The 24,755-nt window shown below is 28.1% G+C and carries 18 protein-coding genes; 12 read left to right on the top strand and 6 right to left on the bottom strand.

Going from position 1 to position 24,755, the window contains the following annotated elements:
- The gene (gene bioA, locus K5V21_RS02180; RefSeq protein WP_221858781.1) at window positions 1-1,377 is read left to right on the top strand and encodes an adenosylmethionine--8-amino-7-oxononanoate transaminase; all 1,377 of its coding nucleotides are present in this window, start codon (window positions 1-3) and stop codon (window positions 1,375-1,377) included.
- A 167-nt stretch (window positions 1,378-1,544) separates the two neighbouring features.
- Here the strand turns inward: bioA and K5V21_RS02175 are convergent, their stop codons facing one another.
- From K5V21_RS02175 to K5V21_RS02165, 3 genes are all read right to left on the bottom strand, one after another.
- Window positions 1,545-3,299 carry a glycoside hydrolase family 36 protein gene (locus tag K5V21_RS02175; RefSeq protein WP_221858779.1) on the bottom strand — a complete coding sequence of 585 codons (1,755 nt, stop codon included), beginning with the start codon at window positions 3,297-3,299 and terminating at the stop codon, window positions 1,545-1,547.
- A 104-nt stretch (window positions 3,300-3,403) separates the two neighbouring features.
- Window positions 3,404-4,942, bottom strand: coding sequence for an AraC family transcriptional regulator (locus K5V21_RS02170; protein WP_221858777.1), 1,539 nt, complete (start codon window positions 4,940-4,942; stop codon window positions 3,404-3,406).
- The gene (locus K5V21_RS02165; RefSeq protein ID WP_221858775.1) at window positions 4,935-6,719 is read right to left on the bottom strand and encodes a sensor histidine kinase; all 1,785 of its coding nucleotides are present in this window, start codon (window positions 6,717-6,719) and stop codon (window positions 4,935-4,937) included. The genes K5V21_RS02170 and K5V21_RS02165 overlap by 8 nt, the downstream gene beginning before the upstream one ends.
- Window positions 6,720-6,974: 255 nt before the next feature.
- Here K5V21_RS02165 and K5V21_RS02160 point away from each other — a divergent pair, with 255 nt between their 5' ends.
- The 9 genes from K5V21_RS02160 (at window position 6,975) to K5V21_RS02120 (ending at window position 20,729) form a co-directional block, all read left to right on the top strand.
- On the top strand, window positions 6,975-8,282 hold the full coding sequence (locus K5V21_RS02160) for an ABC transporter substrate-binding protein (RefSeq protein WP_221858773.1): 1,308 nt from the start codon (window positions 6,975-6,977) through the stop codon (window positions 8,280-8,282).
- Window positions 8,283-8,340: 58 nt separating this feature from the next.
- Complete coding sequence (locus K5V21_RS02155; protein WP_221858771.1) at window positions 8,341-9,219, top strand: carbohydrate ABC transporter permease; 879 nt, start codon at window positions 8,341-8,343, stop codon at window positions 9,217-9,219.
- The gene (locus K5V21_RS02150; protein ID WP_221858769.1) at window positions 9,219-10,055 is read left to right on the top strand and encodes a carbohydrate ABC transporter permease; all 837 of its coding nucleotides are present in this window, start codon (window positions 9,219-9,221) and stop codon (window positions 10,053-10,055) included. Before K5V21_RS02155 ends, K5V21_RS02150 begins: the two co-directional genes overlap by 1 nt.
- 29 nt (window positions 10,056-10,084) lie before the next feature.
- Window positions 10,085-15,145 carry an Ig-like domain-containing protein gene (locus K5V21_RS02145; protein ID WP_221858767.1) on the top strand — a complete coding sequence of 1,687 codons (5,061 nt, stop codon included), beginning with the start codon at window positions 10,085-10,087 and terminating at the stop codon, window positions 15,143-15,145.
- 24 nt (window positions 15,146-15,169) lie between these two features.
- Complete coding sequence (locus K5V21_RS02140; protein WP_221858765.1) at window positions 15,170-17,002, top strand: hypothetical protein; 1,833 nt, start codon at window positions 15,170-15,172, stop codon at window positions 17,000-17,002.
- Complete coding sequence (locus K5V21_RS02135) at window positions 16,975-17,187, top strand: hypothetical protein (protein WP_221858763.1); 213 nt, start codon at window positions 16,975-16,977, stop codon at window positions 17,185-17,187. Before K5V21_RS02140 ends, K5V21_RS02135 begins: the two co-directional genes overlap by 28 nt.
- Window positions 17,188-17,577: 390 nt before the next feature.
- A complete protein-coding gene (gene bioD / locus K5V21_RS02130; RefSeq protein ID WP_221858761.1) occupies window positions 17,578-18,279 on the top strand; it encodes a dethiobiotin synthase in 702 nt (233 codons plus the stop codon).
- A gap of 237 nt (window positions 18,280-18,516) precedes the next feature.
- Window positions 18,517-19,392 carry a cation diffusion facilitator family transporter gene (locus K5V21_RS02125; protein ID WP_221858759.1) on the top strand — a complete coding sequence of 292 codons (876 nt, stop codon included), beginning with the start codon at window positions 18,517-18,519 and terminating at the stop codon, window positions 19,390-19,392.
- A 140-nt stretch (window positions 19,393-19,532) separates the two neighbouring features.
- Window positions 19,533-20,729 (top strand): hypothetical protein, encoded by a 1,197-nt coding sequence (locus K5V21_RS02120; protein WP_221858757.1) that lies wholly within the window; start codon window positions 19,533-19,535, stop codon window positions 20,727-20,729.
- A gap of 40 nt (window positions 20,730-20,769) precedes the next feature.
- Here K5V21_RS02120 and K5V21_RS02115 read toward each other — a convergent pair whose 3' ends face one another.
- Window positions 20,770-21,039, bottom strand: coding sequence for a hypothetical protein (locus tag K5V21_RS02115; RefSeq protein WP_221858755.1), 270 nt, complete (start codon window positions 21,037-21,039; stop codon window positions 20,770-20,772).
- A gap of 161 nt (window positions 21,040-21,200) precedes the next feature.
- Here K5V21_RS02115 and truA point away from each other — a divergent pair, with 161 nt between their 5' ends.
- The gene (gene truA / locus K5V21_RS02110) at window positions 21,201-21,947 is read left to right on the top strand and encodes a tRNA pseudouridine(38-40) synthase TruA (protein WP_221858753.1); all 747 of its coding nucleotides are present in this window, start codon (window positions 21,201-21,203) and stop codon (window positions 21,945-21,947) included.
- 69 nt (window positions 21,948-22,016) lie between these two features.
- Here the strand turns inward: truA and K5V21_RS02105 are convergent, their stop codons facing one another.
- Window positions 22,017-22,187: a hypothetical protein gene (locus K5V21_RS02105; protein ID WP_204596104.1), complete on the bottom strand. Its 171-nt coding sequence runs from the start codon at window positions 22,185-22,187 to the stop codon at window positions 22,017-22,019.
- A 139-nt stretch (window positions 22,188-22,326) separates the two neighbouring features.
- Here K5V21_RS02105 and K5V21_RS02100 point away from each other — a divergent pair, with 139 nt between their 5' ends.
- Window positions 22,327-23,304: an HD domain-containing protein gene (locus K5V21_RS02100; protein ID WP_221858751.1), complete on the top strand. Its 978-nt coding sequence runs from the start codon at window positions 22,327-22,329 to the stop codon at window positions 23,302-23,304.
- A 40-nt stretch (window positions 23,305-23,344) separates the two neighbouring features.
- Here the strand turns inward: K5V21_RS02100 and K5V21_RS02095 are convergent, their stop codons facing one another.
- Window positions 23,345-24,529, bottom strand: a complete 1,185-nt coding sequence (locus tag K5V21_RS02095) for an SAM-dependent methyltransferase (RefSeq protein WP_221858749.1) — start codon at window positions 24,527-24,529, stop codon at window positions 23,345-23,347.
- Between the last annotated feature and the right edge of the window lie 226 nt (window positions 24,530-24,755).

Here is a 24,755-nt window from a genome sequence, read left to right as displayed (position 1 = left end):
ATGAATTTAGTTGAAAAAGATTTAAAGTATATATGGCATCCATGCTCACAGATGAAAGACTATGAAACATTAAAACCTATAGTAATAGAAAAAGGTGAAGGTGTATACCTTTATGATATAGATGGTAATAAATATCTAGATGCAATAAGCTCATGGTGGTGTAATTTATTTGGTCATTCTAATAAAAGAATAAATAAAGCAATAAATGATCAAGTGAATAAAATAGAACATGTTATATTTGCAAATTTTTCTAATATACCAGCAATAGAACTATCAGAGAGATTAGTGAAAATAACACCAGATAGACTAGAGAAATTATTTTTTGTAGATAATGGGTCAGCGGCAGTTGAAACGGCTCTAAAAATGAGTTTTCACTATCATCAACAGCTAGGAAAAATTAAAAAGAAAAGGTTTGTAGCAATAACTGATGCTTATCATGGAGAAACTTTAGGGGCATTATCAATGAGTGATTTGGACATATATAGTAAAGTATATAAACCTCTTATGCTTGACACTATAAGAGTTAATGGGCCAGATTGCTATAGATGCTCATTTAATAAAGATAGAGACACTTGTAATAGTGAGTGCTTTATTGATATGCAGAAAGAAATAGAGGATAAGCATGAAGAAATATCAGCAATTATAATAGAACCAATGCTTCAAGGTGCAGCTGGTATGAAGATATACTCTCCTACTTATTTAAAAAAGTTAAGAGAATTATGTGATAAATATGATATAAATTTAATAGCAGATGAAATAGCTGTGGGATTTGGTAGGACAGGAAAAATGTTTGCTTGTGAACATGCAGGTATAAGTCCAGATATAATGTGTATTTCAAAAGGTTTAACAGCTGGATATTTACCTATGGCAATTGTTATGACATCTAATAAAATATATGATGTTTTTTATGGTGACTACAATGAAAATAAGGCTTTTTTACATTCACATACTTATTCGGGGAATGCACTAGGTTGCTCAGTAGCATTAGAGGTATTAAAGATTTTTGAAGAAGAGCCTATCTTAGAAACTGTAAATCAAAAAGGAAAATTTCTAAATGAACTATTAAGAAGAGAGCTAGGGGATCATTCTTTAGTTGGGGAAATTAGAAATATTGGAATGATAAACGCAATTGAGTTAGTAAAGGATAAAGAAACAAAAGAACTTTTTAGTAGCGATCTGAGAATTGGTTATGAGATTTTTAAGATTGCACTTGAAAAAGGTGTAATCTTAAGACCTTTAGGGAATGTAATATATTTCAATCCACTTTATGTCATAAGTGAAGAAGAAATGATTGAAATGGTAAAGGTTTGTAAAGAAAGTGTTAACATATGGGAAAAGTCCCAAAATGATGATTCCTTATCATATAAGAGAAAATAGTAGATTAGTTTTAATGAAGTAATATAGGATTAAAGAATAAAAAGAAGGTAAAAATATTTAATTCCTCAAAAAATTATTATTTCTGAGGAATTAAATTTACATAATTTATTAAAATATATTCTATAATAGAACTGAAATCTTAATTTATACTTACATTTAAAAGTAGACTATTTAAATTCGGCAACAGAAGAAGGTGGAAGTGAGAAATTATTGTAACCTATCTTTATATCTATTAAATCATTAAATAAAATATCTCCAGTACAATTATAAATAGTTAAATTCTTTTTAATAGGTGTATCTTTATTCATTATGTGCAAGCAATTTGAGGAAGTACCATTTACAAACACCATGTTTTTATAAATTGTATCAATATCTATAATTTCACTGCTATGATAAGAACATACAAATGTATCTTTAAATATTCCTTTAATTACGTTAAATCTGCAATTAGGATTTAAAGGAATAAAATCACCATTAATAAATGCATCACGATATTCATTCCATAAATTTAGATAGAATTTTAACATCGTATAATGTTTTTTAGGAATCTTATCAATAAGCATTGAAATTTGAGGAACACTAAAAAGTACATTTATTAATTGAAGTGAAGCACTTTCAACTGTATCTTTATAATTCCACATTATCATATCTGAATGAACAGCTGAATTTCCTGATATTAATCGTATATCAGTAATTCTAATACGGTTTTCTAAATCATCTAGTGGACAATCAACAGCTCTAAATATATTTCCATAAGTTCTCATCATTGGTCCATTATATGTTTGCCTAAATTCTAGCATTATATTTGGTTTTATGTTTTTTAACCTACTTATACAGTCTTTTAGAAGTCTATCAGAGGCTTCAGTTATTGATGAATAATCTCGTCTGTTATCGTCTTCTTTTCCACTAAATGGAGTGACGACAAACTCATCAACAAAATCAAGCTTAAATCCATCTAAGTCCCAATCTATAAGTGCAGTTTCATAAATATTTATAATATAATCACGTACTTCTTTATAACGAGGATCTAAAACATACCAATCACGATTATTTTTAGGATCTATAATCATATCATTAAATCTTTCGAAGGCTTTCGAGTATTTGCCAATGAATGGAACACTATACCATACAAGTATATTCATACCTTCTTTGTGTACATTATCAGTAAAAGTTCTCATTTCCTTAATTTTAGAAGAAGATTGCCAATCTCCACAATAAGCATATCCACGATTATTATTATCTGTTTGCCAGCCATCATCAATAATAATTGATTTTAATCCAAGGTCTTTTGATAATTTACATTGATTTATTAATTCTTGTTCATCAAGAATTTGATGAAAACTATACCATGATGAATACATTGCTTCCTTTGCAAGAGGAGGAACATATGCAGGAGTATTATTTTCTAAGCTTTCCCACCAAAGTGATACATCAGACAATGAGCTAAAGTAAGGAATTTTTCTTCTATCAATTCGTATATCTAATGAATAATTCTTTATCTTTGTATCACAATTTTCAAATAGCTTAATAGAATATTCAAATTCAGCTGTTTCTTCAGAAATAACAGATTGAAATTTAATTGTATTTAGAGTATCTGACAAAGCAAACGTAAATCTATTTTCGTTACTATTAGACATTAAACATTCAACAGGGGCACCTGTAAATGCATTACAGGTATTTAAGTTATTAAACCAATCTAGATTTAATGACTTATTTAAATGTATTTTTGGATTCCATTTATAATGTATATCTATTGCTGGTATAAATAGTTTAATAGTAAGTTCTGGAAAAATGATTTCTTTATCATTATTAATATCTATAGTGATATATTCGATACCACTATCATCAATTCTATAGGTTTTATTTATATTTACTTTTGATTCATCGTAAGAAATATCAAACTTAAGTCCATTTATATTCATAGTAGCCTCCTTAAAATTTTATATTAAAAGTATCTTAATAAAGATAATAAAGGAAACTATACAATTTTAAAATGTGTTTTTATGACATAAATATATGTAAATTTCTAGTCTTTAGAAAATTTAAGTTTATATTCACTTGGTGGAATACCTACAATTGATTTAAAGGTTTTACTAAAATAAAATTGATCAGAATAGCCACAGAGTTCAGAAACTTCTTTAACAGTAAAATCATTATTCTCTAATATAGTACAAGCATTTTTAATCCTAATATTTGTGATATAAACTATTGGTGAAATCCCAACCTGCTTTTTAAAAATACGACTAAAGTAAGTAGGGGAGACGGAAAATTTATTGGCTATGTCATTAACATTAATATCTTCAGAAACATGTTTTTCTATATAATCTTGAGAGACTTTTACAATATCATCTATATAATTATTTTTATGATGAATTCTAGAATATTCATCAATTAACTCTTTAAATACTATAATTAAATTCGAAGATAAGTCAGTATAATTCCTAGAAATAGATATACATTCATCTATTTTAAGTTCTATATCTGATAGATTATTTCTAATTAAGTAATCTAAGGTACATTTATTAATCATATTTTTAAAACATTTCTCTATTTCCATCTGAGTAGCATTTTCTTTACTAAGTTGTGTAATTAGCTTATTACATTCGTAAATGAATCCATCTTCTTGATTATTTTGCAGGAAAATTTTAAGTCTTTTTTCTATATTATCGGTAAGAAAAAATCTATGATTATGAATATGAATATCTATTTTAGAGCAATCTAAAAGATTGGATTTAGAAAAAATAATATTTTTTCTAAGGATGGTTCTAACTATTTGACTTCTAATTCCTATATTTTCAATATGCTTAATTGCTCTACTTATACCAATTGTCATATTTATACCTTTACTTTCAGAATAATCTATAACAAAGGAAGCAAATTTTTTAAGGGAATTCATATCAGTATTGTTTGTTGCAAAAATACATATAGCTTCATTGCTAGATTTTCCTTTAACAAGAAAAACTTTTTCATCTGCATATATATAGTTTCTTGAAAGCTTAATTAAATCAATATCATCAAAAGCTTGACAAAAAGGTGTAGCATAATCAATTGTAAAACTTGCATAAGGACCGGCATTAAAAATAACAACATAGTAATTCTTATAATTAAAATTTATATTAATAGTAGGATGATTTGTTACAGTAGAGTTAATTAAATCTTCTACTATATGTCTCTCATAGTCATTTTGGCTCATGGAAATCTTATTTTTAAGATTTTGTAAAATAGTATTTATATCATCTACTAAAATAGGTTTTAGTAAATATTCATCAACACCAGTAGTAATAGCTTCTCTAGCATAATCAAAGTCTTTATAACCACTTATTATTACGAATTTAGTATCTAAATTTTCTTGTTTTACCTTTTTAATCATATCAATACCACTAAGTATAGGCATACTTATATCAGTAAAGACGATATCAGGTTTAAATTTAATAATTTTTTCATAACCATCTTGTCCATTAATTGCAGTAGCTATAATATTTATGTTATCACCGCACTTTGATATTTTATTACATATATCTTTTAATATTAATTGTTGATCTTCTGCTACAACTATATTAATCATTTTCATTCATCCCCTTAATGATAATTTCAGATCCAATATCTGTATTAAATATTTTAAGTTCAACATTATTTTTATAAAAAATAGAAAGACGAGAATGTATATTCTTAAGTCCTAATCCACCTATCTTTAAATCTTTATATATATTGTTAGATTCATTTAAGTTATATTCCTTTATAAATTTATTAAAATCATCTAAAGAAGATTTTTTAAATCCACCTCCGTTATCCTTTATAGATATAAGAAAACCATCTTTTGTGACATTGCAAATTAATTCTATATGCCAGGGAGGTAGAGAATCTTTAAAAGCATGTTTAAAGCAATTTTCAACAAGAGGTTGTATAGTTAATTTTGGAATGATTAAATCATATGCCTCAATAGGAATATTTATTTTATAATTAAAGTTATCTCCATTAGATATTTTCATAAGTTCTAAATAATTAGTTACATGATTTATTTCATCTATTAATTTAACATTATAATTATTAGAGGTCACATAACGCATCATGAAGGATAATTCCTGACACATCTTAGTTGTAACTTCGCTACCATATATTTCACTAGCGGCACTTATAGCATTTAATGTATTATATATAAAATGTGGATTAATTTGTGCTTGAAGTGCTGTGAAGTTTGCATTTACTTCACTAATTTTAGATTCATAAGCTAATGCCATAGAAGATTTAAGTTTTATTACCATTTGATTAAAGGATTCATTTATTACTTGAAATTCATCAAAATTATTGTTTTTAATACATAGCGTAGTATCTTTATCTAAACTAATCTTATTTATATAATCTATTAATTCTTGCAAAGGGCTTGATAGCTTTTTAGTAATAAAAAATATAATGCTAAGGGTTGTAAAAAGTATTACTGATACAAAAATAATAGTTGAAATAATGAATTGAAATTTTTGATCCTTAATATGAGCGTTATTTGACAGTAGAACTATATTAAGTTTTGTATAATCAGAATATGTAGAAGAATAACTATAATCACTAGTTGAATAGTTTGCATTACCTTTTTCTAAGTTATATTTTAAATCTTCTATTAGGTTTTTTTTAATAACTGAAATATCTTTATTAAATGGATATATAACATTAAAATTATTATCAAAAATTACTATCTCTTTATTATTTTTAAATGTTTCGTGATTACATATATTTTCAAGTGATTTATATGAGGCTTGTACCTCAATTATGGTATTTTTGGTAATTGTATTACCACTAAAATTTTTATAAATAGAGATTACAGAAGAAGAACTTGGATTCCATTGATTTCTGTGTGGTGGTAACATAATGGAGGAGTGATTATTTTTTAAACTATATAAATAATCATTTTTTTTTAGTTCTTTTTTAATATAATCATTATCTTTTAAATAATGTCCTGAATAATAAAAATAATCCTTTTTAGCATTAAATAAAAGTACATTTGAAATATTAGGAAAGAATAAAATACTTCTAAGATTATTTTCAATAATTTGTTTCATATGTATTTGTTCAATTTCAGGTATTTTATTGTCAGTACTATTTAATGATTGTAAGGTTGTCTTAAGCTGAGGATTATGAATTAATGAATTAAGAGCTGTATCTAATTCGTTATATAACTGATCAATTTGACTAGATACACTTTCTAATACCATTTTAGAACCTTGCTGTTCTGATTTGTTTAGATTTGCAATGGTAGAAAAGTAGTAAAACATCGATGTTAAAATTATTATTATGCTTACAACTACAGTAATATTTACAAATAATTTATATCTAAAATTTTGTTTGTGCAAAATACGCCTCCTTTTGATAACGTTTTCTAAAGGGTTTTGAAGTATTAGTACATATCTAATTAAATTTTATATAATTTGATTTTATGGAATTTTTATACTTCTACATTATTTTAATATGCTTTGTAATATAAATCAATAAGAATGTAAAAAAAATACATACAAGATAAGTAGAAAATTACATTTAATAATCTTAATTAGATTAATATAATGAGAATGTAAACAATTAAATGTGAAAATACAAATGGGGGTATTAAAATGAGAAAAATATTTAAACACGGTATTACAGCACTTACAGCAGGACTAGTATCATTATCAATGGTATCTTGTGGTGGTGGAAGTGAGACCGCATCAAACGATGTTTCAAAGGGAGGAAAGACCATAACAATTGGGATGAAAGCAACTCAAGTTGAAGTTTCAAACATAGAATATCATAAAGAAAAGTGGGAAGAGAAAACAGGAAATAAATTAGAAATACAAGCTGTTGATGATAATCAATTTGAACAATTAATGCTTACAAAAATGGCATCTGGAGGTATGTGGGACTTATTTATAGGGGATACTGGAACCCAATCAGATAAGTACAAACATGCTGAAAATTTAGTTGATTTATCAGGAGAAGAGTGGGTTAACAATTTAAGTGATTTAGGTAAAGAGTTTGTTACAGTAGATAATAAAATTTACTGTTTCCCAAATGGCGGAGTTAATTCTTTTGGAATAGTTTATAACAAAGAGATATTTAAGAATAATAACATAGAAATTCCAAAAACATTTGATGAATTCGAAGCTGTATGCGAAACGTTAAAAGCTAAAGGGATTACGCCTTTAATGATATCAATGAAAGACGGATGGACTGTAAATCAAATAATGAATGCAGAATGGCCAAATATATTAGCTAAGAATCCAGATATACTTGATAAATTAAATAAAAATGAAATAAGATGGGATGAGGTTCCAGAGTTTGTAAACTTATTTGAAAGAATGAAAGGATGGGTTGATAAAGGATATTTAAATAAAGATTTATCAACAACTAGCTACGAAATGGCACAAAAGGAAATTGGATCAGGGAAAGCAGCTATGATGTATATGGGTGACTGGGCAGATCCAGAGTATGCAAAAACAGAACCTAAGGCAAAGGATAATATTGGTATGTTTGCTGCTCCAACAAAGGATGGAAAGAGTTATTTAGCTGCAGCTGGTCCTGGTGGAGTGTATATTTCAAATAAGAGTAAAGAAATAGATACTGCTAAGGATTTTGTGAAATATATGGCATCAGAAGAAGCTATTAAATATGATTTAGAGAAAAAAGGTTGTACATCAGTTTGGAAGAACATAAGCAACGATAAGTTAAGTGGTACACTATCAGATTCACAAGTTTATTTTGATAAGGGTATGAGTCAAAAACATTATAATCAAACTTATGTAATTATGCCGTCACCTGAAGCTGAAAGTGCATTGCTTTCTGTATTATTAGGACAAAAATCACCTAACGAAAGTGCAAAAATTTGGAGTGATGAAATGGTGAAAGTAGGTAAACAATTAGGACTTGAAGGATTCAGTAAATAATAAATTCTTTCGCCAGCTAAGGGGTTTTAGCTGGCGAAATTATAAAGGAGAGTAATAAATGGGCAAATTAGAAAAAAAATATTATCCTTTGTATTTAATGATACCAGCATTAATTATTTTCACTATATTTTATATAGGATCAATAGTAGGTGGATTTATATTTTCTTTTACAAATTGGAATATATATAATTTTAGCAATCCACAGTTTGTAGGGTTAGAAAATTTTAAGGACTTATTTACATCAACAAGCTTTATGCCAGCGCTTTGGAACGTGGTTATTTTTGCAATTATAACTACAATAGTTAAAGTTTCACTTGGACTTTTAATAGCGATACTTCTAAATAATAAGTTTAAAGGAAGAAATTTTTTCAGAGCAGTTTCCTTTTTACCTTGTACAATAGGTACATTAGTAATCGGATATGTATTTAGCTTTATACTACAACCCGAAACAGGGGTATTAAACATAATTCTTAGAGGAATAGGACTAGAATCTATTGCTATGAATTGGCTTGGAGATCCAAATATAGCTTTATATTCTGTTGCAGGAGTAGAATCATGGATATGGATAGGATTTAATGTTGCTATTATTTTAGCTGGATTACAATCAATACCTTCTGAACTTTATGAAGCGGCTCGTATTGATGGAGCTACAAGATTTCAGAAGTTTAAGGAAATTACATTACCACTTTTAAGGCCAACAATAAATACTACAATAACACTATGTGTTATAGGAGGATTTAATGTATTTGACATCATAATGTCTATGACAAATGGGGGGCCAAATGGAGCAACACAAGTTATTAGTAAATTATCCTATGATGCAATGAGAACAGGAACTATGGGATATGCATCAGCAATAAATGTTGTGCAATTACTTCTTATATTACTTGTTATTACACCTTTACTTAAAACTCTTAAACGAAGGGAGTATCAATAATGGCAATTTCAAAAAAGAATAGGAAAATTGGAAATAAAGTAGTGATATATGCACTATGCTGTATTATGGCAGTTGTAGTAATAATGCCATTATACTTAGTTTTACTAAATTCATTTAAGACAGTTCCAGAGTCAGCAGTTGTAGGGCTAAGTTTACCTGAGAAATTCATGTTTGAAAATTACCCATATGTAATTAGAGAAGGAAAACTTATAAGGGCATTTATAAATAGTATATTTATAACAGGAAGTACTGTAGTAATAACAGTTTTAATAGGATCTGCAGCAGCATTTGTTATATCGAGAAGAACTGATAAAATAGCAAAATTAACATCAAATTATTTTTTAATAGGATTAATAGCACCAATAGCATTAATTCCAGAAGTAGCAATTGTTAAAGCGCTTGGATTAAGTGGAAGTTATGCAGCTGTAATACTTATTCATGTAGCTGTCAAATTACCTTTAAGTATTATGCTTTACTCAGGATTCATGAAAAGTATACCTAAAACTTTAGATGAAGCTGCTATGCTTGACGGATGTTCACCTATCAAAATGTTCTTTAAAGTAATATTCCCACTTTTAAAACCAGCCACGTTTACAAATATAATAATAATATTCATGGGGGTTTGGAATGATTTTCAAATTTCATTATACTTCATCACAGATGCAGCGAAGAATACTCTTCCTATGAGCATATATAATTTCGTTGGATATATGACATATAAGTGGAATTATGTTTGTGCATTCATTATATTAACTATATTACCTATATTAGTTATATATGTATTTGCTCAAAAGTATATAGTAGATGGAATGATAGCTGGATCAGTTAAAGACTAAAATTTAATAGAATAATTTAGGAGGTAGAAATGAAAATTTTAAAAGGAAATTTTAAAAGAATTATATCTTCTGCAATAGCTGTTGGAATGTTATCTAGTATGGTAGTTGAGGCTAAAGTTTTAACATCAAGTAAAGACAAAGCTCAAATTATTGTAGATTATAACACCAGTATTGGAACTGGAAGTAAGTATTTATTTGGAGGGTCTGGAATACCGAATCCTAATGAACAATTAGCATGGTCTTTAATGAATAACGAAATGGGTGTTAAGTTAATAAAAGTACCTGTAGATTTAGCAAGACTATATCCAAATAAGAATGGTGAAATTGATACAAATGTAAAAGAAGAATACTTACATGTAGCATCTGGACAGTTAACAAGAGCTAAGGGGGCAGGAATGGATGTTATGCTGGAATTCATTAATTTACCATCATGGTTAGATTTAAATAATGATAAAAAATTTGATGATGAAGGCAAATATACATCTATGATTAAAGAATTTTTAAATGAAGCAAATGACTATAAGGACATAATAAAATTTGTAGAAATAGTTCCAGATTCAGCATTAAGTAGCAATGATTTTATTGATGTTTATTTTAAAACAGCAAAAGCAGTTAGGTCTGTAAGTGCTAACTATAAAATTGGTGGACCTGGATATGTACTTACTAACAAAAATGATTCTAGACTTGGAAAAATAGAAAATCTTTTAAATGAATATAAGAATGAAAAGGATAAAAGTTTGATCCAATATGTATCTGTTAGAGCATATGATGTAAACGTTAATTCAAGTGAAAAAGATTATTTTGGTGAATTTAAAGAGGGAAGGAAAAGTATTAGAAGATGGTCTGAAAATGCAGATTTACCTATTTATATGACAGGTTGGACAACTGTCTCCAAAAACTCAAATACCCCAGATGAGAACATAACTGAAAATGTAGGAATAAAGCAACAGGCATCAGCTTTATTTAAAGGGATGAGAGATGGCTGGAGTGGAATTTTATTTAATAGTACTACATCAAATAAGCAATCTCCTTCAAGTTACACATATAAAGTAAATGAAAATGGTGATGTTATATTGAATCCTTTTGCAAAAGCTTGGAATTTACTTTCAAATAAGCTTAAGTTAGGGAGTGGTGATTTTAAAGTTGTTTCCACAGATATGGGAAGTAACTGGATTGTAGATGACTCAATAGCTATGATAAATAGTTTAGGAGAACCAGTTATATTAGCAACAAACTTTAGTGATGAGAAGAGAAATATTACTTTAGAGCTTAAAAATATTCCATATGAAGATGGAGATGTAGAGCTTGAATGTTATGTTGCAAGTGCAGGGAAGGATGTAAATTCTCCATATGTAAAGGTAGCTGGAAAGGTTGTAAATGGTATATTAAATGCAACTATTCCATCTATTCCATCAAACGGTGCAACAGGTATCATTGTTAAGAATGGAAGACATAAAGAATTGCCTGCACAAACAATATATGAATTTGAAAGTCAAGATAATCATTTTGGAGGAAATACTGAAATTACATGGAAGACAGAAGCTTCATTTAATAGAATTGTAAAAAATTTTAATGGAGTAGATAACTTTGTTACTTTAAGAAAAGTTCAGGCAGATGGAGATGGAACTTATAGAGCATTACTTTATATATTAGGAAAGAATTCAAGGATTAATGTTTCTGTAAATGGTAACGAATCTAAGATTATAGATGGAAGTAATGGAAGTTTAAGTAAACCTGTAGAATTTGATATTAATTTAAATGCAGGAAATAATAATACTATTAAATTTTGGACCGATTCTGGTGAATTAAATGCTGATAAATTAGTACTAGTTCCTAAAGATATAAAGTTATCAATTGGTTTTCAAAATCTTGATAAACTAGGAACAGAGGGAAGTGGGGGTAATATGAGGTATATTCTTCCATTAGAGCGTAAAGACTTTACTGTAGATGGCAGAATATTCCCAGAAAACTCAGGCACATCAAATAAATTAGAATATACATCAAGTAATCCGGATGTTGTATCTGTAAGTAATTCAGGGTTACTAACACCAATTAAGACTGGAGAAGCAGTAATTACTGCCAATATTCAAGGAAACAATGATATTTCTAATTCATTTAAATTAGTTGTAAAAAATGCAGTTGCAAGTATAGAAGTTAATCCAAAGAATATAACAATGAAAAAGGATGAAGAGGCAGTTATTGAAGCAACTATAAGTCCAGAAAATGCAGAAACTAAAGATGTAGTCTGGACAACCTCTAATTCAAATGTAGTAAAAATTGAAAAAGAAATTGGAAATAAAATAACTATAAAAGCAATTTCAGAAAGCGGGAATGCAATAATAACTGCGAAATCTGTAGATGGTGGTTATGAGGCTACTTCTTCAATTACTGTTGTTAAACCAATTGATGGTGGAAGTATAAATATTGATTATGGAAACACAATAGCAGAAGGTTCTAAAGATATATTTGGAGTAACTCATTACCCAAGCATTAATAAAAAGGATAATGATATTGGAAATCATTCAAAGGTTTGGGAAATGTTAAGGGATGATATGGGCGTTAAATTTATGAGAGCAGATGCTCGTCTTCAAGAAATATTACCAGTTTGGACTAAAACTCCAAATACAGATTGGGCTAGTAACTCAGATATTAAACCAGGCCAACCAAGTTATGTTGAAGCAGATTACTACTATGTTGAAGGACCAGATGGTGTTAAACGTCAATTCTCAGTTGAAGGTTATAAAAAAGATATGGAGTATTATAGAAGTCATGGAAAGTATTTAAATGGAATGTCAAATCCTGAAAATTGGAATACTGATAGGCTTATGAGTTGGGTTAAAAAAGCTAAAGAAATGGGATTTGATGTTATGGTAATGACGTTCCAAATTCCTGAATGGTTAGCATCAGGATATCCACTTCCAGGTGCACCGCATACGGAGAAAGCTTGTAATAGTGCTCCGAAGGATTGGGAAATATTTAGAGATATAGTTAAAAAGGTATATAAAATGCTAAAGCCATATGCTGATTATTATGAATTGTTAAACGAGCCACATTGGTATATTCCACAAGGAGGAAATCAACTTAGACCAGATGGAACCCAATATCCATCAAGCAATAAAGTTAACTTGATTGCAGCAGATACAATGTATCAAGCAATTGATGCTATGTATGAAGCAGAAATAGAGTTTACAGGAAATCCTAATGCAAAACCAACAATGAAATTAGGTGGAGGATCAGATGATAGCTGGGGCGGAGAATATGGAGTTCTTGGAACCTTATTTTCAAAAGAATATGAAAATTGGCATGATAGAGTAGAATTTGTATCTATTCATAAATATGGATCAAGACCTGCAAATCAAGATACATCAAATGAAGGAGCTAATAGTAGAAATCTTAAATATTGGCTTAGAGATAAAACAGGGAAAGAAATGCCTATATTTTTAAATGAATATAATGCAAGTACAGGACAACCTCATGAGTATCACACTGGAGCTAAAAGTATGTCATATCACGGAAGAAATTTAATTGATATGATGATTGATGGTTATTCAGGTGGAGGATATTATACATGCTATCCAAGTGATGTTCCTATGGACGACTATGAAGCAAGTAAAGGATGGGTTGAAAGAGGAAAGGGAGTTTATGCATGGAATAATGGTTCACCTACTCTTGCAACATTTACTAAAACATGGAATCTACTATCAAAAAAATTAGGACTTGGAGATGGGGATTTTAAAGTTAAATCTACAGAAGTTAAGAATAGTAAAATAAGTGATGGAATAGGAGCTATAAATATAGCAGGGAATCCTATTGCATTCTTAACAAATTATTCAAATGAAGAGTATGGAAATATAACAGTTAAAATGAATAATTTACCTTTTAAAAGTGGAGCAAATATAAAGGCAAAGGTTTATTCAATGACAACTAGCTCATCAATAAATATTAAACCAGTAGAAAATACCTTAAAAGTAAATAAGGATGGCTCTGTTGAAGTCACAATTGATTCAATTGGAGCAAATGGAATAGCTGGAATAATTTTAGAAGGAGATACAATTAGTATAAATAATAAAACTTTAGAGTTCGAATCATATATGAATACTTTCACAGGCACTTCTAAAATTTTAGTAGAAGAAGATGCATCAAATGGTAGATGGTTGTCAGGAATTTCTGACGGAGAAAACAACTCAGTTACACTTTCAATAGATGCTAATAAAAGTGGTAGATATAAAGCAAATATCTATTATGAAGGAAAAGAAAACTTCAAAATGGATTATAAGGTTAATGAGGGGGATAAAAATTCTGTAAATTTCGATAAGACATTGGGAATTTCCAAAAAAGAAATTGAGATTGCAGTTAAAGAAGGAATTAATAAGATTAAATTTTATTCAGATGAAAAAAAATCAGGAAGTCTAGATAAATTGGATATTAGTAATTTTTATGAAGAAGAAAAACCAGTAGTAAATAAGCACGCTCTTAAAGAATTAATAGAAAAAAATAAAGATAAAAATGAAGAAAAGTATACAGAAGAAAGTTTTAAGAAGTTCAAGGATGCTTTATCTAAGGGAGAAAATGTATTAAACAATGAAAATGCAACTAAAGAAGAGGTGGAAAATGCAATAAAAGAATTAGAATTAGCAATTAAAGGTTTAATAGAAAAGCCAACTGACGAAAAGCCAGTAGTAAATAAGAACGTTCTTAAAGAATTAATAGAAAAAAATAAAGATAAAAATGAAGAAAAGTATACAGCAGAAAGCTTTAAGAAGTTTAAAGATGCTTTATCTAAGGGAGAAGATGTATTAAATAATGAAAATGCAACTCAAGAAGAGGTGGATAATGCAATAGAAAGATTAGAATTAGCAATTAAATGTTTAGTTCTTAATAAAGAAGATAGTAGTAACAATAATGAAAATAATAGTGATAATGATGTAAATAGTGATAATAATTCAAATGAAAGTAATAATGATTTAGAAGATGATAGTGATAAAAATAATTTACCTGCAACAGGAAGAAATCCAATTTTACTTATAACTATTGGAATTATTGCTTTAGTAGGTGGAGTTATTGTATACAAGAAAAGAGTTGTAAGATAAAAGAATTTATATTGGAGGATATTTATGGACAAGTTTATATTAAATATAGTACACAGGCCGGAAATGGTTCCTGAGTATTCACAAAAAATAACTGATCAGGGAAAAGAAGAGGATATTACTAGAGAGAGTTTAATTACCGAATCCCTTGATATATTTAAGCTTCAGCAGGAAATTGCTCACGAAAATGGATTTAAGACAACAATTCAAATGACTTATGCAAGTTTATTTAATGAAGAAGCTATAAATCTTGCAAAGGAGCATCATGAAAAGTATGGAGATGAAATATCACTTACATTGCTAGGTCTTCCATGCAAAGAGTTCCGCGATAAATATAAAACTAAAGATTTTTGTATTTGGATGTTTTCAATGGAGGATAAAATTTCAATAGTAAATGATGTATTTAGTAAATTTTATGAAGTATTTGGTTTTTATCCGGAATCAACAGGATCATATTACATGGATGCTGAATTAACTAATTACATTAAAAGTAAATATCCTACTGTAAAGTGTGCTGTTGCAACATGTTGGGAAGAAGGTCCAAAGGCGTATAGAACATGTAATAATTCTTGGTATACACTATTTGATGGAGGTCCATGGAATCCATGGATTCCATCAAAAGCTAATACTCATGCACCAGCAGCTAATGAGTATGAGGATAGCGGAATAGTTGCAATTCCTCACCTTTCAAGAGATTTACTTGCTTGTTTTGATGGAAATGGATCAAATTTTGGGACTCACCCACAAAATGTTTTAAGAGGTATGATTTATAAAGATGGTGAATATCCATATCTGTACAATTTAATAGATCAATACAGATCTCTTAAAAAATATAACAATGGCTATTCTTATAATATGATGTTTGTAGGTCCTGGATGGATGAATAAGATGGGGCGATGGGAAGCTCCATATGAATTATTAGAAAAAAGTTATCGCGATGGTATGGCATATTATGCAAAACTTAGAGATGAGGGAGAACTTACAGAAATGACAATGACTGAGTTTGCAAAGTGGTATAGGGAGAATAAAACTTATACTGAGCCAGAATGTGCATTATGGAAGGATATTCTTTATGGTTCAGAAAAACAATTATTCTGGTACAGTGATCCATATATGCGTACATGTATAGATATGAATCAAGGTGGAGCATTAATTGATTTAAGACCATATGTTGCAAAATTAGAGCGTCCAGTTGGAATTGGAACAAAACATGTACAAGATGCATCATATCCTTATTTAATACAAGCAATGTACCGTGCAGGTTATTTTACACATTATGCCGGAGAAGGAACAATAAGAAGTTGTAAGTTAGCTTATGATGGAGAAGAAGTTGATTTATGTTTATGTCGTACAAAGGCTAAATTTTCACAAAAGGGAAAGAATAGAATTTTAACTCTTAATCCAGTAGAAATTAAATTTAATAAATTAACAATAGAACTTATTTCAGAATTTACATTTGCAGAGGATACTGGAGAAATAGTAGTATCACGTAAGATTACAAAATCAAGTATTGAGGATGCTAAAGTTCAAATAAATGAATATATGACTGCATGCTACGGAACGACAGAATATCCAGAAGATATGCTTGGAATTACATTAAGATGTAGAAATGATGAAGAGGAAAAGGAAATTACTTATGGATATAAATGTCGAGAAGAGAATATAAATAATTTAAAATTAGTAGAAGCTATTGTTCCACAAGTAGATACTAAGATATCATTAAAAGCTTTAAATTGCGATGTTAAAGGATATATAAAAGAAGGATATGCTTTCTCACCAATGTTTACAATTGGACTAAGTAAAGAAATAAAAAACAATGAGGAGTTGATTACATGTCTCAAGCTGGAAAAGGTAAATTAAATTATAGGTGTCCATCATGTTTTATGAGAGATTTAGATATTGATATGTTTTACGAGAAAGAAAAGGATGAATATTATTGCTTAAGATGTCAATTTGTAGGTAATGAGGAAGATGTTAAGAAATTAAATGAGATGGCAAGATTTCGTTATAGAAGAATGATGGAAAGAATAGAAAAATTTGAATAGTAAATATTGTTTAATATAAATAAATTATTAATAGCTAAGCATTTTAATGCTTAGCTATTAATTTTAAATAAATAGTAATAATAGAAGAAACAGAGTAGGAAGAAATAAAAACAGTAAAAAGTAAGTTGAATTTTATTACAACATTTTATGAAATTTATATAAGTATAAAACAAATATTTTATAAGGGAGTTAATTTTATGAAAAAGAATTGGATTATAGAAAATTACTCAAAATAATGATAGACTATTATAAAAGGTAAAATAGGTATAGAATTTAGAGTAAGTAAATTTAGAATTTATAAAGTAATTTAGTAGTATAGAAGATTAGATTAATAATTTACTTATAGAAAATATATGGCTTTAACAAATAGTAGAATTGAAGGTGAAGGTAATGAAAAGTGGAATATTTGTAACAGGGACAGATACAGAAGTAGGAAAGACGTTTATTTCCTCACTGTTAGTAAAAGCATTAAGAGATTATGGAATTAATGCAGGATATTTTAAAGGGGCATTAAGTGGAGCTATAGAAAAAGATGGTGAGTTAATACCTGGAGATGCACAGGAAGTTTGTGAAATGTCTGGTCTTAAAGAGGAGTATAGCAATATGATTTCATATACATTAAAAAATCCATATTCACCACATTTAGCAGCACATGTTGAAGAGGTTGATATAAACTTACAGAAAATTATATCCGATTATGAAAATATGATGGAGAAATATGAGTTTTTAATAGTAGAAGGTAGTGGAGGTATTATTTGTCCAATAAAAATAGAAGGAGACGAAATAATACTTCTAGAGGATATTATAAAAGACTTAGGATTATCTACTATATTAGTTGCAAGAGCTGGTCTTGGAACTATAAATCATACAATACTTACTGTAAATCATTTAAAGAGCATTGGAATAGAAGTTAAAGGGATAATACTAAATGGATATGATGAAGATGATATAATACATAAGGATAATAAAAAAGTAATTGAGAGACTTACAGGTATAACAAATATATGTACAGTTTCAGAGATGAATAGAAATAGTATTGATGAAGAAGCTATATTAAATATTCTTAGATTGATGAAGAGTGCCAATATATAAGAGTTTTTATGGAGAGATTCAATAGTAAGAATGAACAGATATTATTATATGACATGAACTATAAAAGAAATAAAAAGAAAAATATATAAGTTTAAAGAGTATCTAAATGATACTCTTTTTTTATAATAAATGATTTAGTTTATCAATTGATAATTATTAATCATAGATTAAATTATGGCAAAATATAGTATTTTAGCATACAATATATTATCAGTTGATAATAAAGGAGTAAGTCTTATGGAAAAAAGGTATAATGAATCTAATAAGGTAACAGTAATTTCTATAGTGCTAAATATATTTCTAACAATAATAAAAATTTTTGCAGGTGTAATAGGAAAATCTAATGCAATAATAGCAGATGGTTTACATTCTGCATCCGACATAGTAACCTCAGTAGGAGTATTAATTGGAAATAAAATATCTAGAAAGCCTAAAGATGTTGAACATCAATATGGACATGAGAAAGCTGAGACTATAGTAGCATTTATACTATCTGCAGTTCTAATAATTGTAGCTTTAGATATAGGAATACAAGGGATAAAAGCTTTGTTTAATCCTAGTGGTCTAGGTACCCCAACTATTTTGCCACTTATAGTATCAGTAATATCTATACTAGTAAAAGAATATCAGTATCGAATAACAATAAAAGTAGCTAAGAAAATAAATTCCCCATCTTTAAAGGCAGATGCTTGGCATCATAGATCTGATGCATTATCATCAATAGCTGCCTTTATAGGAATTGGAGGTGCAATTTTAGGATTTAAGATACTTGATCCTATTGCTTCAATTACAGTAGCTTTAGTAGTAGTAAAAGTAGGTGTTGATATATTCAAAACATCTTGTAATGAATTAATGGATACATCTATTAATCCTAAAGATCTAAAACTTATAAATTCAATTGCAAATAACTATAGTGATATAAAAGGTATTAGTAGTATAAAATCAAGAAAGCATGGATCCTATGCATATATTGATATGAGTATATTAATTGATCACAATAAAACATTATGTAGTGCTCATGAAATTTCTCATAAATTAGAAAAGCTCATAATATCAGAATTACCTTATATTAAAGAGATAAATATTCATATAGAACCATATTCAAAAGGTTAAATTTAGTAATATAAATAACAGCTTTATATATTTAAGGTTTAGAGCATCATTTTATGATGCTCTTTTATTTACTATTTAATTAACACACAGAATAATAAATGGATATTATATAATGTTGATGAATAAAAAGGATGCTTTAAATGATTATACGGAGAATATCTATACGGGGAGATACTTTTGAAGTATCATCACTTAACGATTATAAGAGAATTAATGGATTAGATCATATTTTAGTAGGACTTATACAAGAGACGAATATAATTCATAAATATAGTGGAATATTTACATTTGATATATATCCAGAGGATTTTATGGATTTATTTATACGGAAAATCAGTTTTAATTTCTATATAAAAAAAATAAATAAATATAATATGAAGTCAGATAAAAATACAGATGAAAACGAACATGTAGAACTTAGTATTAAAATTATAGGTAAAAGAGAAAATTCACAGGATGAGCTTAATTCCAATGTTATGTATGTTCTCTCTGAAGAAATAATATCTTTTAATATATGTCATGAGTATGAGTTAATAGAATTAGATATATCAAAAATGATTAAGGAATGGGAGGTATATGGAAAAACAAAATTAACAATAGAATTTTCAATAAATACGTTAAATGTTGCTATTTTAATAAATAAGGAATATAAAAATAAAGCTTTTATTAAAATTTGTTGTAATAATAAGAAGAAATATACATTTATAAAAGAATCTAAAGGTGAGATAGATTCAAGAGAGCCAATAGAGGAAACAGAAGCAACAGATAAACAAGAAGTAATATGGGAAACAGAAGAACAGGGACTAATAGAATCGGAAGAAGTAAAGAGGGGACAAGGATTAATAGAGAGAACAACAGAAAGAGTGGTAGAACAAGAGCAAATAGGGTCTACGGGAGAACAGGGACGGATATGGTCAGCAGTACAATATGTAAATTTGGGTGGAATGGTTGCTCAAGCACAATTTCAAAAAGGACAGGAGGTTTCAGTAAATGGAATAATTCCATTTGATACAACCGTTATTCCATTTTCAGGGATAGTGAGGAATGGAGGCTCTTTTACGTTAAATATGCCAGGAGTATATTTAGTAGATTGGTCAGTAGTAGTTGAAGGAGAAACAACACTTGGAGAAATCTCAGTATCATTAAAGGCAACGAAAAATAAAATTGTAACTTCAACAGTTCCGTCTTCCTTATCAGCACAATTATGTGGAAGTTCAATAGTAATGGTAGATAATATAACTATATTGACACTTATAAATACTAGTACAGGAGTCATTAAATTATCAGATACAGTTTCTGTACAATGTCATATTAGAATAGCAAGATTAATGAATTAGAATAATATTAAAGGAAGTGCTAATATTAGCACTTCCTTTTCTAGCTGTTTAATATTGAATTTAAATCATCAATTAAAACTTTAAGGTCATAAGCATCTCTTGGTATTAAGATTCTATATCTACCTTTATCGTCTTCTTCATATTTATTTTTTAAACCACTAAAATATTTTCTAATTTCACTAGATTTTTTTTCACCTAGTTGTTTTTCTTTATCTGAATCTAAGGTAATTTTGTGGAAGTTTGTTGACTCTTTCTTTCCAGATACGCCATCTTCATTTTCAATTTTTATATAATCATTTATATTTTTCATCTATATCACCTCTAAGTATATTTTAACACTAAAAATAATAGAATATCTGAAATAATATATTGTTTTACTGTAAATTAATAATATTCAGTTAAAAGAAACTATTATAAATTCTATGTGATATAATAATTATTACGTTATAAGAAACTTAAGGAGACAAATAGATGAGAAATTTAAAACTTACATTACAGTATGATGGAACAAGATATAAGGGTTTTCAGAAGCAAAATCAAAAGGGAAGCAATGTAGTAACTATACAAGGTAAACTGGAGAATGTTTTAAGTAAAATGACAGGTGAAGAAATTAAAATTATAGGATGTGGTAGAACTGATAGTGGAGTTCATGCAGAAAATTATATAGCTAATTTCACAACAAATAGTGTAATGACTTGTGAGAAAATGTTTAAGTATTTATTAGAATATTTACCAGAGGATATAGCAATAAAGTCAATTAAAAATGTTAGTGAAAGATTTCATTCAAGATATAATGTTAAATCAAAAACATACGTATATACTATAGATAATAATACATATAGAAATGTTTTTTTGAAAAAATATGCATACTACATAGATAGTGAATTAGATATAGAAAAAATGAAAGAAGCTGCTAAGCTATTAGTGGGAACTCATGATTTTGAAAGTTTTACTAGTCTTAAGGGTAAGAAAAAGTCAACTATAAGAACTATAAATTATATAGATATAAGTAAAAAAGATGGAATAATTAAAGTTGAAGTTAATGGGAATAGCTTTATGTTAAATATGGTTAGAATATTAGCTGGAACACTAATAGAAGTTGGATTAGATAAGATACAGGTTAAAGATATAAATGAAATTATAGAAGCTAAGGATAGAGCAAGGGCAGGACATAGAGCACCTGCACATGGGTTATGTTTAAAAGAATTACAATATTAATTAAAAGGAGATGGTATAAATATTTATACTATCTCCTTTCTTATGTAATAAGGGTGTAATTAAAATGAACTACTTATTGTGAGAAAGCTTTGAACGTTTAGTAAATTTCTTTCCATTAGCATGACTACCAATCTTTTTACCATGTTCTATTCCGATTTCTGCACCTTGCTCAGAATACATTTTTCTAAGCTCAGCATTACTTTTTGGGTGATCTTTTAATCTGTTTTTGTTATTATCCATTTCAAAAATCCTCCTTAGAGCTATAATAATGTACAAGATTAGTTTGCCTAAATATTAAGATTTTATTTGCTTGAAAATGAATATTTGTGTTATTAAATTTATGATAAAATAGAAGAAGTTTGTATAAGGGGGAAAGTTTATGATTATAAAAGATAAAATTTATGGAAGTATAGAAATTGAACCAGTATTAGAGGAACTTTTAAATACAAAAGCTGTAAAAAGGCTTAAAAATGTACATCAAGGTGGAGCAAATTATTTAGTTAATCCTAAATGTGATGTTACACGCTATGAGCATTCTGTAGGTGTCATGATACTTATAAAAATTATGGGTGGTTCAATAGAAGAGCAAATAGCAGGACTGTTACATGATATTTCTCATACTGCATTTTCTCATGTTATAGATTTTGCATTAGAATGTAGCAATGAGGATTACCATGAAAAAATATTTTTAGAAGTTATAGAAAAATCTGATATACCAACTGTTCTTAAAAAATATGGATTTGATTATAAAGATATTTTATTAAATGAAGAAAAGTGGACTATATTAGAAAGGAAAGCTCCAGATCTTTGCGCAGATAGAATTGATTATACATTAAGGGATATGTTTGCAGATGAAAAGATATCTAAAGAAGAGATTAATAAGTTTATAAATTCTTTAATTATATTCGATGGAGAAATAGTTATAGATTCATTGGATACGGCAATATGGTTTACAGAGCTTTATTATAAAGAAGTTATAGATTATTTTATGGATCCATTAAATATTTATGCTTCCGATAGATTATCTAAAGCAATAAAATTAGCAATTGATAGTGGAGAAATTAAATTAAAAGATATGATGAAGACTGATGACGAGATTATACAGAAATTAGAAAAGTCTAATATAGATGAGGTAAGAAAACTTATTTTATCATTACATAGTGGTGTGAAAGTAATAGAAGATACAAAAGAATGGGATATAGTAATTAAGAATAAAATAAGATTAATAGATCCTAAAGTATATTATAAAGAAAAAACTTTTAGAGCTAGTGAAAAGTCTTATTATATAAAAAATTTAAATAATAAAGCATATAATAGAGCGAAAGAAGGTACGTATGTAAAAATTATAGAGAATTAGAATAAAAAAAGTTGATGACTAATTGTCATCAACTTTTATATTAATCTTGGTATAGATAATCTCTAGTTAAAGGTAAATCGTTATTTACTCCCTTTGAATATAGTGTTTGATGTATATCTATAGTCCAGTAGTGGAATGCAGCTGCACATGAGCATAAGTATATATGCCACATTCTTAAGAATCTTTCATCAAACATTTCTCTTTCTTCTTCCATATGTTCTTCAAAGTTCTTAACCCATTCTTGTAATGTTTTCATATAGTGAAGTCTTAAACTTTCTACATCAAGAACATGGAAATTAAGTTCTCCAGCAATATGGATTTCTTCTCTTAAAGTTGGTAAGTATCCACCTGGGAATATATAAGTAGTTATCCACTTATTACCTTCAGTTTCAACTAAGTTTGTTATATTGTGAAGTAGGAATAATCCACCTTCTTTTAAAACAGCATCAACATTCTTATAGAATAATGGGATGTTTGCATGACCAACGTGTTCTACCATACCTACACTTACTACTCTATCAAAAACTAACCCAGATTTAGCTAGATCTCTATAGTCCATTAATTTAACTGTAACTAAATCTTCAAGACCTTCTTCTTTAATTCTTTGATTTGCTTTTGCAAATTGTTCTTCGCTTAAAGTTATACCCATAGCTTTAACTTTATAAAGTTTAGCAGCTTCTATTATAAGGTATCCCCATCCACATCCAATATCAAGAAGTGATTGACCTTCTTGTAAGTTTAATTTCTTTAGTATGTGATGTATTTTATTCATCTGAGCATCATAAAGAGTGTCATTTTCACTTTTAAAATATCCACATGAATAACTCATTGTTTTATCTAGCCATAAACTATAGAAGTCATTTCCTATATCATAGTGATGTGCTATATCTTTCTTTGATTTTAAAAGTGAAGGCGCTTTAATTTTTCCAGCAAGCTTTAATAAGATGCTTTCATTTAAGAAGCTATCTTTGTTTCTCATCATGCTTTCAAATATTTCTTGTGGATCTCCTTCAAAATCTATATCTCCATCCATATAAGCTTCACCTAAAGCTACACTAGCATCAGATAATAAATCCTTTTTACTTGGGAATTTATTTATAACTATAGTGAATTTTGGTTCACCTTCACCGATTTGTGTTATTTCTCCATCCCATAATTTTAAATTGAAAGTTTCGTCAGCTAAATGTTTAGCGAATGACTTTACTATACTTTTATTCATTTCCATGTTTTACACCTCATTTGTTTAACTGTACCTTAAAGATTATAGACCTTATAAGTTTTTACTTTAATTCCTAAAAATATTCGCATATAACTATTTTTACTAATTAAAATAATATTTTAAGTGAAATACTACTAAAATCTTAACTTTACTCTGGTTTACTAAATTTGAATATTATTTGAATGATGAGAAAATGCTTGAATAGGAGCTTATAGAGGTAATACCAATTTTG

The sequence above is a fragment of the Clostridium sardiniense genome, from assembly GCF_019753795.1.
In the GTDB taxonomy this organism is placed as follows: domain Bacteria; phylum Bacillota; class Clostridia; order Clostridiales; family Clostridiaceae; genus Clostridium; species Clostridium sardiniense.
Note: the sequence above shows the minus strand (reverse complement) of the source record. Positions and strands in the feature narration are given on the sequence as shown.

Coding starts and splice junctions, on each gene's coding strand:
- bioA (WP_221858781.1), top strand. CDS start 1: ATGAATTTAGTTGAAAAAGATTTAAAGTATATATGGCATCCATGCTCA.
- K5V21_RS02175 (WP_221858779.1), bottom strand. CDS start 3,299: ATGAATATAAATGGACTTAAGTTTGATATTTCTTACGATGAATCAAAA.
- K5V21_RS02170 (WP_221858777.1), bottom strand. CDS start 4,942: ATGATTAATATAGTTGTAGCAGAAGATCAACAATTAATATTAAAAGAT.
- K5V21_RS02160 (WP_221858773.1), top strand. CDS start 6,975: ATGAGAAAAATATTTAAACACGGTATTACAGCACTTACAGCAGGACTA.
- K5V21_RS02155 (WP_221858771.1), top strand. CDS start 8,341: ATGGGCAAATTAGAAAAAAAATATTATCCTTTGTATTTAATGATACCA.
- K5V21_RS02150 (WP_221858769.1), top strand. CDS start 9,219: ATGGCAATTTCAAAAAAGAATAGGAAAATTGGAAATAAAGTAGTGATA.
- K5V21_RS02145 (WP_221858767.1), top strand. CDS start 10,085: ATGAAAATTTTAAAAGGAAATTTTAAAAGAATTATATCTTCTGCAATA.
- K5V21_RS02140 (WP_221858765.1), top strand. CDS start 15,170: ATGGACAAGTTTATATTAAATATAGTACACAGGCCGGAAATGGTTCCT.
- K5V21_RS02135 (WP_221858763.1), top strand. CDS start 16,975: ATGTCTCAAGCTGGAAAAGGTAAATTAAATTATAGGTGTCCATCATGT.
- bioD (WP_221858761.1), top strand. CDS start 17,578: ATGAAAAGTGGAATATTTGTAACAGGGACAGATACAGAAGTAGGAAAG.
- K5V21_RS02125 (WP_221858759.1), top strand. CDS start 18,517: ATGGAAAAAAGGTATAATGAATCTAATAAGGTAACAGTAATTTCTATA.
- K5V21_RS02120 (WP_221858757.1), top strand. CDS start 19,533: ATGATTATACGGAGAATATCTATACGGGGAGATACTTTTGAAGTATCA.
- K5V21_RS02115 (WP_221858755.1), bottom strand. CDS start 21,039: ATGAAAAATATAAATGATTATATAAAAATTGAAAATGAAGATGGCGTA.
- truA (WP_221858753.1), top strand. CDS start 21,201: ATGAGAAATTTAAAACTTACATTACAGTATGATGGAACAAGATATAAG.
- K5V21_RS02105 (WP_204596104.1), bottom strand. CDS start 22,187: ATGGATAATAACAAAAACAGATTAAAAGATCACCCAAAAAGTAATGCT.
- K5V21_RS02100 (WP_221858751.1), top strand. CDS start 22,327: ATGATTATAAAAGATAAAATTTATGGAAGTATAGAAATTGAACCAGTA.
- K5V21_RS02095 (WP_221858749.1), bottom strand. CDS start 24,529: ATGGAAATGAATAAAAGTATAGTAAAGTCATTCGCTAAACATTTAGCT.